Origin of the sequence: Streptomyces sp. NPDC101132 (assembly GCF_044759225.1) — a bacterium.
Classification (GTDB): domain Bacteria; phylum Actinomycetota; class Actinomycetes; order Streptomycetales; family Streptomycetaceae; genus Streptomyces.
The window spans coordinates 225,094-236,773 of record NZ_JBIVYX010000010.1 but is presented as its reverse complement, the minus strand read 5'-3'; the positions used below and the strand labels follow the sequence as shown (position 1 = coordinate 236,773).

Here is an 11,680-nt window from a genome sequence, read left to right as displayed (position 1 = left end):
TCGATCATTGGGGTTTCCTCCCCCGGTGCGGAGGGGGCAGTATGTGCAGGTTGACGGCACTCAGTGCCGCCAAAGGGCCCGAAGGCCGACCCCGAGTGCACTCTCCTGCGCCAAATGGGGGAAGGTAGAGGCAGTCAGGGCACCTCGAAGAAGAGGCACTACGTCGGTGAGGGATGACGTGAGCGACAACTCTGTAGTACTGCGGTACGCGGACGGTGAATACACCTACCCGGTGGTCGAGAGCACCGTCGGTGACAAGGGCTTCGACATCTCGAAGCTCCGCGCCCAGACCGGTCTGGTCACCCTGGACAGCGGCTACGGGAACACCGCTGCCTATAAATCCGCGATCACCTACCTCGACGGCGAGCAGGGGATCCTCCGCTACCGCGGCTACCCGATCGAGCAGCTGGCCGAGAAGTCGACCTTCATCGAGGTCGCCTACCTGCTGATCAACGGGGAGCTGCCGACCGTCGACCAGCTCGCGTCGTTCCGCAACGAGATCACCCAGCACACGCTGCTGCACGAGGACGTCAAGCGCTTCTACGACGGCTTCCCGCGCGACGCGCACCCGATGGCGATGCTGTCCTCCGTGGTCAGCGCGCTGTCGACGTTCTACCAGGACAGCCACAACCCGTTCGACGAGAAGCAGCGCCACATCTCGACGATCCGGCTGCTGGCCAAGCTCCCGACGATCGCCGCGTACGCGTACAAGAAGTCGGTCGGCCACCCGGTCGTCTACCCGCGCAACGACCTCGGCTACGTCGAGAACTTCCTGCGCATGACGTTCTCCGTGCCGGCCCAGGAGTACGAGCTGGACCCGGTCGTGGTCTCCGCGCTCGACAAGCTCCTCATCCTGCACGCGGACCACGAGCAGAACTGCTCCACCTCCACCGTCCGCCTGGTCGGCTCCTCGCAGGCGAACATGTTCGCCTCGATCTCCGCCGGCATCAGCGCCCTGTGGGGCCCGCTGCACGGTGGCGCCAACCAGTCCGTCCTGGAGATGCTGGAAGGCATCCAGGCCAACGGCGGCGACGTGGACTCCTTCATCCGCAAGGTGAAGAACAAGGAGGACGGCGTCCGCCTGATGGGCTTCGGCCACCGCGTCTACAAGAGCTTCGACCCCCGGGCGAAGATCATCAAGGCGGCGGCGCACGACGTCCTCTCGGCGCTCGGCAAGTCCGACGAGCTGCTCGACATCGCGCTCAAGCTGGAGGAGCACGCGCTCTCCGACGAGTACTTCGTCTCGCGCAACCTCTACCCGAACGTGGACTTCTACACGGGCCTCATCTACCGCGCGATGGGCTTCCCGACCGAGATGTTCACCGTGCTCTTCGCGCTCGGCCGGCTGCCCGGCTGGATCGCCCAGTGGCACGAGATGATCAAGGAGCCGGGTTCCCGCATCGGCCGCCCGCGCCAGATCTACACCGGTGTCGTCGAGCGCGACTTCGTCCCGGTCGAGTCCCGCTGACGCCCGGCGCGTAGGACAGCGAAAAGCGCCCCGCCGTCGATCCCCCCACGGGTCGAAGACGGGGCGCTTTCCATACCCCGGTGCGGATTCCCCCCACGGGACCCGTGCCGGGTGTCGGCGAGGGGCCGGAGCCCCTGGTGGGTCTGCCGGGACCCGTAGTGGTCGGGAGGGCCGCTCAAAGCTCCCCGGCCGCACGTGCCCCGGCGTGGCGGATGCATGGACGTCCCCCAAGACGCCCGCCCAACGTCCCCCAAAGACGTTCTCGGCATCGCCTCATTAGACTCGCGTCACCCCCGGATGGTTACGTACGCATCCCTGTGATCTCTGTCTCGATCTTGTGCCTCGCGTGAAGGAACTGTGCTCGAGATGCGAAGAGGCTACCTGAAGGACCGCAGCCGCAGGCTGTTTGTCACAACGAAGACCGACGAGAAGGCCATCGCGGCTCCCGCGATCATCGGATTGAGCAGTCCGGCGGCCGCCAGCGGCAGGGCCGCCACGTTGTAGCCGAAGGCCCAGAAGAGGTTGCCCCTGATGGTGGCCAGGGTGCGCCGGGAGAGCCGGATGGCGTCGGCGGCGACGCGCAGGTCCCCGCGTACGAGCGTCAGGTCGCCCGCCTCGATGGCGGCGTCGGTGCCGGTGCCCATGGCCAGGCCCAGGTCTGCCTGGGCGAGCGCGGCGGCGTCGTTGACCCCGTCGCCGACCATCGCGACCGTACGTCCCTCGCCCTGCAGGCGCTTGACCTCCGCCACCTTCTCCTGCGGCAGCACCTCGGCGACCACCTCGTCGATGCCCACCTCGCGGGCCACGGCCTCGGCCACCGCCCGGTTGTCGCCGGTGAGCAGCACCGGGGTGAGGCCCAGGGCGCGCAGCCGGGCCACCGCCTCGGCGCTGGTCCCCTTGACCGCGTCCGCCACCGTCAGCACCCCGCGCGCCGCACCGTCCCAGGCGACCACGACGGCGGTACGACCGGCCGCCTCGGCCCCGGCCCCGGCGGCCGCCAGCTCCGCCGGGAGCGGGATCGACCGGTCCGCCAGCAGCCGCTCGCGGCCCACCAGCACCGCGTGCCCGTCGACCACGCCCCGGACGCCGAGGCCGGCGATGTTCTCGAAGCCCTCGGGGACCGGCAGGGCGCCCACCCGCTCGGCCGCGCCGGTCGCGATCGCGCGGGCCACCGGGTGCTCCGACGCGTGCTCCAGGGCGCCCGCCAGGCGCAGCAGCTCCGCCTCGTCGGTGCCCTCGGCGGCGGTGACGCCCAGCAGGGTCATCCGGCCGGTGGTGACCGTGCCGGTCTTGTCCAGGACCACGGTGTCCACGCGGCGGGTGGACTCCAGCACCTCGGGGCCCTTGATGAGGATGCCGAGCTGCGCGCCGCGCCCGGTGCCGACCATCAGGGCGGTCGGGGTGGCCAGGCCCAGGGCGCAGGGGCAGGCGATGATCAGGACGGCCACGGCGGCGGTGAAGGCCGCGGTGGCGTCGCCGGTGACGAGCAGCCAGGTCAGCAGGGTGCCGAGGGCGATGACCAGGACGACGGGCACGAAGACCGCGGAGATCCGGTCGGCCAGCCGCTGGACCTCGGCCTTGCCGTTCTGGGCGTCCTCGACCAGCTTGGCCATCCGGGAGAGCTGGGTGTCCGAGCCGACCCGGGTGGCCTCGACGACCAGCCGTCCGGCGGTGTTGACGGTCGCTCCGGTGACGGCGTCGCCGGTGGTGACGTCCACGGGCACCGACTCGCCGGTGAGCATCGAGGCGTCGACGGCGGAGGTGCCCTCGACCACCGTGCCGTCGGTGGCGATCTTCTCGCCGGGGCGGACGACGAAGCGGTCACCGACCGCCAGGGCGTCGACGGGGATCCGTACCTCCGTGCCGCCGCGCAGCACGGACACGTCCTTGGCGCCGAGTTCCATCAGGGCCCTGAGGGCCGCGCCGGCCTTCCGCTTGGAGCGGGCCTCCAGGTAGCGGCCGAGCAGGATCAAGGTGACGACCCCGGCCGCGACCTCCAGGTAGATGGTGGAGGCGCCGTCGGCGCGGGAGACCGTCAGGTCGAAGCCGTGCCGCATGCCGGGCATGCCCGCGTGGCCGAGGAACAGGGCCCACAGCGACCAGCCGAAGGCGGCCAGCGTGCCCACGGAGACCAGGGTGTCCATGGTGGCGGCGCCGTGCCGGGCGTTGGTCCAGGCGGCCCGGTGGAAGGGGTACGCGCCCCAGACGACGACCGGGGCGGCCAGGGTGAGCGAGAGCCACTGCCAGTTGTCGAACTGGAGGGCGGGGACCATGGCCAGCAGGACCACGGGGGCGGCGAGCAGGGCCGAGACGACGAGACGCTGCCGCAGGGCGGCGAGTGCCGGGTCCGCGGGGGCCCGGCCCGCTTCGGCGCCGGGCGCGCCGGGCTCCGGGGCGGCGGCGGGCTCGGGGGCCGGCGGCGGGGGTTCCTCGGCGGTGTAGCCGGTCTTCACGACGGTCGCGATCAGGTCGGCGACCTCGACGCCCTCGGCGTACGTGACCCGGGCCTTCTCGGTGGCGTAGTTGACCGTCGCCGTGACGCCGTCCATGCGGTTGAGCTTCTTCTCGATGCGGGCGGCGCAGGAGGCGCAGGTCATGCCGCCGATGGAGAGCTCGACCTCGGCGGCCGGTGCGGTGGGCGCTATCGGGTCGTCGTGCAGGGTGCTGCTCATGTCCGGCTCCAGGGGGAGGGCCGGACCGTACGGGACCGGTATCAGCCGGCCGGCACGGTCCGGCGGGAAGTCCTGCGTGAGGAGTGCGGCCCCCGGACCCCGCGGGGTCCGGGCGCCGTGCGGCGGCTCAGGCCAGGCCGGCGAGCTCGTAGCCCGCCTCGTCCACGGCGGCCCGGACGGCCTCCAGGTCCAGCGGGGCCTCCGAGACCACGGTGACCTCGCCGGTGGCGGCCACGGCCTTCACCGAGGAGACGCCGGCCAGGCCGGAGACCTCGGCGGTCACGGCGCCCTCGCAGTGGCCGCAGGTCATGCCCGTGACGCGGTAGACCGTGGTGACGCCCGCGGTGGCGGCGGTGCCGTCCTGGCAGGCGCTGCTGCCGCCGCAGCAGGAGCCGGTGGCGGTCTGGGTGTCGGTCTCGGCGGTCATGTCGTTCTCCTCTTCGGGACGTGCGAAGTCGGGGGGCCGGGAGCCCGTGGATCCCTCCACCGTCTCCCGACGCTGACCACACTATACCCCTGGGGGGTATTAAGCGACCCTCTCTCGCGGGCGCGCCGGGTGCGGTGCCGCGGGTGCGGAACGACTCCCTCCCGGTTGGCGGTTCCGGTCGGAGCGTAGATAAATGGGGCGTATGTCGCATTCGGGGACGCTCGTTCTGATCATGGCCATCGCCGTCCTCGCGCCCCTGCTGGCCTACGGCGTCTCCCGCTGGCTCCCGGTGCCGCTGGTCATCTTCGAGATCCTGCTGGGCATCCTGGTCGGCCCCGACGTGCTCGGCTGGGCCCGGTCCGGGGGCGTGATCGACACGCTCTCCCAGCTCGGCCTGGCGATGCTGATCTTCCTGGCCGGGTACGAGATCCGGTTCGACCGGGTGCGCGGGGACACGCTCCGGCGCTCGGTGTGGGCCTGGATCACGGCGCTCGCGCTGGGGCTGGCCCTCGGGGTGCTGCTCGCGCACGGCGGCGGGTTCGGCAAGGGCGTGTACATCGGCACCGCGCTCACCAGCACCGCGCTCGGCACGATCCTGCCCGTGCTGCGGGACGCCGGGGACCTGGGGACCCGGTTCGGCACGGTGATGATGGCCTTCGGCTCGGTCGGCGAGTTCGGACCGATCGTCGCCATGGCGCTGCTGCTCAGCGGGCGGGCGCCGGCCGCCTCGGCCGCGACGCTTATCGCCTTCGCGGTGCTCACCGCGCTGGCCGTGCTCTGGGCGATGCGGCCCAAGCCGCCCTGGTTCTCCCGGGTCATCGCCAAGACCCTGCACAGCAGCGGTCAGTTCGCGGTGCGGCTGGTGGTCTTCATGCTGGTGGTGATGCTGGGGCTCACCGAGGTGCTGGGGCTGGACGTGCTGCTCGGCGCCTTCGCGGCCGGGATGGTCACGCGGCTGGTGCTCCAGGGGGCCGCCCCGGAGAGCAGCGGGCTGGTCCTCTCGAAGGTGGAGGCCATGGGGTTCGGCTTCCTGGTGCCGGTGTTCTTCGTCGTCACCGGCATCGAGTTCGACCTCGACTCGCTGCTGGGGGGCGGGCGGGAGCTGCTCCTGCTGCCCCTCTTCCTGCTGCTCTTCCTGGTGGTGCGGGGGCTGCCCATCTGGGTCCTGGCCCCGCGCGACCTGGTCCGGCGGGACCGGGCGGCGCTGGTCCTCTTCGGGTCCACCGCGCTGCCGCTGGTCGTCGCCATCACCACGCTGGGCACCGAGGACGGGGTGCTGGGTGCGGGGGAGGCGGCGGCGCTGGTCGGCGCCGCCATGGTCTCCGTACTGGTCTTCCCGCTGCTCGCCCTCAAGTGCCGGGCCCGCCCCGGCGAAGCCCTCCCGCGGGGTGAGCGGGCCGGGGAGGAGTCCTGGTGAGGGGCGCCGGCCGCGCCGCCTACCGCGCGGGGGTTCCGGGCGCTCCCGTGCGGTCCCCGATGAGCGGGTCCAGGTAGCGGAGGAGCACCGTCTTCAGCTCGGCGACGTACGCCTCGCGCTCGGCGCCCTCGCTGGCCAGGATCAGGTCGAGCCCCGCCTTGAAGACCGCGAGCGTCATGTGCGCGGTGCGGGACAGCTCGGCCTGCGGCGCTTCGGGCAGGAACGTGGCCAGGATGCCCTCGACCCGGGTCTGGAGGCCCTGGTGGAGCGCCTCGTGCTCGTCGTTGATGTGGCCCGGGATGCCGGAACCGTGCATCAGTGCCCAGAAGGCCGGGTTCTCGCAGTTGAAGGTGATGACCGGGTCGAGCACGGCGTCCAGCAGCTCGGGCAGCGGGAGGTGCAGGTTCTCCGGCAGGAAGGCCTGGCCGTGCATCACGTTCGCCTTGTGCAGCAGCTGGCCGCCCAGCTCGATCGCGATGGCCTCCTTGTTCGGGAAGAACTGGTACAGCGTCCCCGGGGAGACGCCGGCCTCGCGGGCGATGGCGTTGGTGCTGGCCGCCGCGTAGCCGCTGCGGCAGAACACGCCGGCCGCGGCCTCCAGGAGCTGGGCCACGCGGCGCTCGCCGCGGGCCTGGCGGCGGCGCGGCTTGGCGGTCTCGGCGGGGTTGGCCTCCGGCACGGTGATTCCTCTGCTTTCCAGGTACTCCCCAGGAGCGATTGACAAACGCGAGTGGTCGCTCGCATTCTTGAGAAACGCGAGCGAGGTCTCGTGTTTGCCAGTCTACGGGTCTGGGCTTGGTTCTGGTCTGGTCTTGGGCAATGGGGGCGACCCGTGTGGGCGGGTCATGGTGAAGGGGACACCGAGGTATGTCCGAAGTCAAGAAGGCCCTGACCACGAAGGATCCCGCGACGGGCGGGGGCGGCGGGGGCGGCAGAGGCGGCGGGTCAGGAGGGGCCGGAGGCCCCGGAAAGGACGCCGGCGGGCCGCGGGGTGCCGGGGGAGCCGCGGCCGCGGTGACCGGCACGGGGGGTGGCGGCTGGACGCGCCTCGTCACCGCGCGGCCCCGGCTCTCGCTGCTGCTCGCCCTCGTGGTCACCGCGCTCGCCGTGTTCGCCGGCGGCGGGGTGGCCGACCGGATGGGCAGCGGCGGCTGGGAGGACCCGGACGCCCGGTCCACGTACGCCGCAGAGGTACTGGAGCGCGAGTTCCCGGCCTCCCAGCCCAACCTGCTGCTGCTCCTCGACGCCGGGCGGGGCCGCGTGGACGACCCGGCCGTCGCGGCCGAGGCGGAGCGGCTGACCGCGGCCCTCGCCGCGGAGCCCGGAGTCACCGGCGTCGGCTCGTACTGGCGGACCAAGGCGCCGCTGATGCGCTCCGAGGACGGCAGCCAGGCGCTGATCGCCGCCCGCGTCCAGGGCGACGACAAGACGGCCACCGCGACGCTGGACCGCATCGCACCCCGCTTCGAGGGCACCCGGGGGCCGGTCTCCGTCTCCATCGGCGGGCCCGTGGCCGTCCAGCGCGAGGTGACCACCACCATCCAGGAGGACCTGCTCAGGGCCGAGCTGATCGCCCTTCCGGTCACCCTCGTCCTGCTGGTCCTCGTCTTCGGCAGCGCGGTGGCCGCCCTGCTGCCGCTCGGCGTCGGCATCGTCGCCATCCTCGGCACCAACGCCGTCCTCCGCGGACTCACCGAGATCACCGAGGTCTCCGTCTTCGCCCAGAACCTCACCACCGCGCTCGGACTGGGCCTGGCCATCGACTACGCCCTCTTCATCGTGCGCCGGTACCGCGAGGAGCTGGCCGCGGGGAAGGATCCGGCCGCGGCCGTGGCCACCACCCTGCGCACCGCGGGCCGGACGGTGCTCTTCTCGGCGCTCACCGTCGCCGTCGCCCTGTCCGGGATGCTGTTCTTCCCGATGTACTTCCTGCGCTCCTTCGCCTACGCCGGGGTCGCGGTGGTGCTGCTGGCGGCCGCCGCCGCGCTGATCCTGCTGCCCGCGGCGCTGGTGCTGCTCGGCGACCGGGTCAACGCCCTGGACCTCAGGCGCCTCTGGCGGCGCGGCCGGAAGGCCGGCCGGCCCGACGGGTCCGGCGGGCCCGACGGGTCCGGCCGCGGATGGGCCCGCAGCACCGCGCTGGTGATGCGCCGGGCGCCGGTCTTCGCGGTGGCCACCACCGCCGGGCTGCTGCTGCTCGGACTCCCCTTCCTCGGCGTGAAGTTCGGCACCGTGGACGACCGCCAGCTGCCCTCCACCGCCGCCTCCCACCTCGTCCAGCAGCAGATCAGGGACGGCTTCCCGGGCAGCCCGGGGGCCGGACTCGTGGTGCTGGCCGAGGGGCCGGCCGACGACGCCGCCTACGCCGCGTACCGGGGCCGGATCGCGGAGCTGCCCGGCGTGCTGCGGGCCGACGGTCCGATCAGGTCCGGCGCGTACGCGTACTTCTCCGTGCTGGCCGAAGGAGAGGCCGTCGGCCGGCAGGCCCAGGACCTCGTCGACGAGGTGCGCGCGGTCGACGCGCCCTTCACGACCTCGGTGACCGGCCAGGCGGCCGTGCTGGTGGACGCGCAGGACGTGATCGCGGAGCAACTGCCCAAGGCGGGCGTGCTGATCGCGGCGGCCACGCTGCTGCTGGTGTTCCTGATGACCGGCAGCCTGCTGATCCCGCTCCAGGCGGTGCTGCTCAACGCCCTCAGCCTGACGGCCATGTTCGGCGCCGTGGTGTGGGTCTTCCAGGAGGGCCACCTGTCCGGGCTGCTCGGCTTCACCCCGACCGGGGACATCGAGACGACGCTGCCGGTGCTGATGTTCTGCATCGCCTTCGGCCTCTCCATGGACTACGGGGTGTTCCTCATATCCCGCATCAAGGAGGAGTACGAGCGGACCGGCGACCACGAGGGTGCCGTGCGGGCCGGGCTGGCCAAGACGGGCGGGCTGATCACCGCGGCCGCCGTGATCCTCGCGGTGGTGATGGTGGCCATCGGCAGCTCCCGGGTGACCAACACCAAGATGCTGGGCCTGGGGATCGCGCTGGCGGTGCTGATGGACGCGATGGTCGTCCGCGGGCTGCTCGTGCCGGCGGTGATGAAACTGACCGGACGGGCCACCTGGTGGGCCCCGCGCCCGCTCCGGGCGCTGCACGACCGCTTCGGGCTCAGCGAGGGGGAGAGCGCCGCGCCGCCGGCCCCCGAGGGACGGGCGGCGGAGGAGACCGCCGCACCGGTTCCCGAGCGCGTGGGGTAGGAGGGCCCTCAGTCGTCCCGGCGGCCCCGGTTGCCGGGACGGCGGGCCACCCAGTCCCGGATGGTGTCCGCGTACCAGTAGGGCTTGCCTGCCTCGACGTGGTCCGGGGGCGGCAGCAGCCCGTGCTTGCGGTACGACCGCACGGTGTCGGGCTGGACCCGGATGTGTGCGGCGATCTCCTTGTACGACCACAGCTTTCGGTCGGTCATCTGCGGCACCTCCTTGTCCGTGCCGCCGGGCGGCCGGGAGGCCGTCGGGGGAAGCGGGGCACGGACGCTGACGATCACTCAGCCTTGTGCCCCGAGAACGACGCTCCCCGGGGCCGGGGGAGGGGCTGTCGACCGCCTGTGACGGAAGACCCGCGTAATGCGGACATCCGTCACGGGGTGCCGAACCCTGTGACGGACACGGGACGGCGGGACGCCGCCGGCCGCCCGTCACGGGGCGGGCGGTGCGGTGTTCCGGGAGGACGCTCAGGCGTACAGCGCGGGCTTCGGCGCGAGGGACACCTCGGTGCGGATCCCGGTGCGCTGGGCGGTGACACCGGCCTCGCTGACGGCCGCGGCCGCGTAACCGTCCCAGGCGCCGGGGCCCGTCACCTCGCCCCGCCGGGTGGCCTCCACCCAGCGGCGAACCTGGCGGTCGTAGGCGTCCGCGAAGCGCACCGTGTAGTCCTGGGTGATCTCGCCGCCCCAGCGGCCCCGGGACTGCACGAGCACCGACTGGCCGTCGCCGATGCGGGCGCTGCCGGACTCGCCGACGGCCTCGCACACCACCTGGTAGCCGAAGCCGCAGTTGACGAAGATCTCCACGTCCACCAGGGCCCCGCCGGAGGTCTCCAGCAGGATGAACTGCGGGTCGCGCAGCCCCTCGGGCGCCGCGGCGGACGAGGCGGGCGAGAGCACCGTCACGGCGGTGACCTCCTGGCCGAGCAGCCAGCGGGCCGCGTCCACCTCGTGCACCACCGAGTCGTTCACGAGCATCTCGGTCGTGAAGAAGGAAGGGGACGAGGCGTTGCGGTGGCGGCAGTGCAGGAAGAGCGGCCGGCCCAGCTCCCCGGCGTCCAGCAGGGCCTTGAGCCGCTCGTACTCGGCGTCGTGCCGGCGCATGAAGCCGACCTGCACCAGCCGCCGGCCCAGCCGCTGCTCCGCCTCCATGATCCGCAGGGCGCCCGCGGGATCCGGGGTGAGCGGCTTCTCGCAGAGCACCGGGAGCTCCCTGCCGAGGGCCTCCAGCACCGTGGCCTCGTGGGCCGGGCCCGGCGAGGCGATCAGCACGGCGTCGACGCCCGGCGCCGCCAGGGCCGCCGACGGGTCCGTGAAGGCGGCGCAGCCCTCGATGCCGGCCGCGATCTCCTTCACCCGGTCCCCGTCCGGGTCGGCCACGGCGGCCACCCGGGCCCCGCTGATCACGCGGTCGATGCGCCGTACGTGGTCGGCCCCCATCCGGCCCGTGCCGATCACCGCGATACCGAGCGTGCCGCTCATGCTTCCCCCTCGCTGCTGCTCTTGTGGGCGGTCTGCCTCAGCGCAGGCCGCAGGACCGAAGATAGGCGCGGGTCCGGCGGGCGATGGGCAGCGGCCGGTCGGGCGGGCAGGGGTACATGTCCTGCTCGACGATCGCGAAGAGCGGCGTGTCCAGCCGCTCGGCCGCCGCCAGCACCGGCCCCAGGTCCGGCACCCCCTGGGGTGGCTCGCACATCACGCCGCGGGCCACCGCGGGCCCGAACGGCACCTGCTCCGCCCGCACTTCGGCCAGCACGGCCGGGTCCACCTGCTTGAGGTGGAGGTAGCCGATCCGCTCGCCGAAGGTCTGGATGAGCTCCACGCTGTCGCCGCCGCAGTAGGCGTAGTGCCCGGTGTCCAGGCAGAGCGAGACGGCGTCCGGGTCGGTGGCGTCCAGGAAGCGGGCGACGTTCTCCGGGGTGTCGATGTGGGTGTCGGCGTGGGGGTGGACCACGATCCGCAGCCCGTAGCGGTCCCGGACCTCGCGGCCCAGGCGCTCCGTCTGGCGGGCCAGTTCCCGCCACTGGCCGGCGTCGAGCTCCGCGTCCTCCAGGACGGCACCGGTCTTGTCGTCGCGCCAGAACGACGGGATGACCACCAGGTGCCCGGCGCCCATGGCCTGGGTCAGGGCCGCGATCTGCGACACGTGCTCCCAGGTCGCGTCCCAGACGGCGGGCCCGTGATGGAGTCCGGTGAAGACGGTGCCGGCCGAGACCCGCAGGCCCCGCCGCGCCGTCTCGTCCCTCAGCCGGACCGGGTCGGTGGGGAGGTAGCCGTACGGGCCGAGCTCGATCCACTCGTACCCGGCGTCCGCGACCTCGTCGAGGAAGCGGTCCCAGGGCGTCTGCTCCGGGTCCTCGGGGAACCACACTCCCCAGGAGTCCGGAGCCGAACCGAGCCGAATGCGGGTCAACGCGGGCGGGGAGGAAGCCATACGGCCAGCTT

The 11,680-nt window shown here is 72.7% G+C and carries 9 protein-coding genes; 3 read left to right on the top strand and 6 right to left on the bottom strand.

All coding sequences use genetic code 11. The features are described 5' to 3' along the window. Positions 1-178 precede the first annotated feature (178 nt). Entirely contained in the window at positions 179-1,468 is a 1,290-nt protein-coding gene (locus ACIQUR_RS23925; protein WP_403667688.1) for a citrate synthase, read from the top strand. A gap of 377 nt (positions 1,469-1,845) precedes the next feature. Here ACIQUR_RS23925 and ACIQUR_RS23920 read toward each other — a convergent pair whose 3' ends face one another. Then, the gene (locus ACIQUR_RS23920; protein ID WP_403667685.1) at positions 1,846-4,140 is read right to left on the bottom strand and encodes a heavy metal translocating P-type ATPase; all 2,295 of its coding nucleotides are present in this window, start codon (positions 4,138-4,140) and stop codon (positions 1,846-1,848) included. 127 nt (positions 4,141-4,267) lie between these two features. Further along, complete coding sequence (locus ACIQUR_RS23915; protein WP_403667682.1) at positions 4,268-4,567, bottom strand: heavy-metal-associated domain-containing protein; 300 nt, start codon at positions 4,565-4,567, stop codon at positions 4,268-4,270. Between the two features lie 202 nt (positions 4,568-4,769). Here ACIQUR_RS23915 and ACIQUR_RS23910 point away from each other — a divergent pair, with 202 nt between their 5' ends. Continuing rightward, on the top strand, positions 4,770-5,984 hold the full coding sequence (locus ACIQUR_RS23910; protein ID WP_403667680.1) for a cation:proton antiporter: 1,215 nt from the start codon (positions 4,770-4,772) through the stop codon (positions 5,982-5,984). Positions 5,985-6,003: 19 nt separating this feature from the next. Here the strand turns inward: ACIQUR_RS23910 and ACIQUR_RS23905 are convergent, their stop codons facing one another. Further along, positions 6,004-6,684, bottom strand: coding sequence for a TetR/AcrR family transcriptional regulator (locus tag ACIQUR_RS23905; protein WP_403667944.1), 681 nt, complete (start codon positions 6,682-6,684; stop codon positions 6,004-6,006). A 314-nt stretch (positions 6,685-6,998) separates the two neighbouring features. Here ACIQUR_RS23905 and ACIQUR_RS23900 point away from each other — a divergent pair, with 314 nt between their 5' ends. Further along, complete coding sequence (locus ACIQUR_RS23900) at positions 6,999-9,230, top strand: MMPL family transporter (protein ID WP_403667677.1); 2,232 nt, start codon at positions 6,999-7,001, stop codon at positions 9,228-9,230. Positions 9,231-9,238: 8 nt separating this feature from the next. On the opposite strand, the gene ACIQUR_RS23895 is transcribed toward ACIQUR_RS23900, so the two are convergent. The 3 genes from ACIQUR_RS23895 to ACIQUR_RS23885 all read right to left on the bottom strand — a co-directional run bounded on the left by ACIQUR_RS23895 (position 9,239) and on the right by ACIQUR_RS23885 (position 11,669). Next, positions 9,239-9,439: a helix-turn-helix transcriptional regulator gene (locus tag ACIQUR_RS23895; RefSeq protein ID WP_399950339.1), complete on the bottom strand. Its 201-nt coding sequence runs from the start codon at positions 9,437-9,439 to the stop codon at positions 9,239-9,241. 264 nt (positions 9,440-9,703) lie between these two features. Then, positions 9,704-10,717 (bottom strand): Gfo/Idh/MocA family protein, encoded by a 1,014-nt coding sequence (locus ACIQUR_RS23890; protein WP_403667673.1) that lies wholly within the window; start codon positions 10,715-10,717, stop codon positions 9,704-9,706. A 37-nt stretch (positions 10,718-10,754) separates the two neighbouring features. Continuing rightward, entirely contained in the window at positions 10,755-11,669 is a 915-nt protein-coding gene (locus ACIQUR_RS23885; protein ID WP_403667670.1) for a sugar phosphate isomerase/epimerase family protein, read from the bottom strand. Positions 11,670-11,680: the final 11 nt, after the last annotated feature.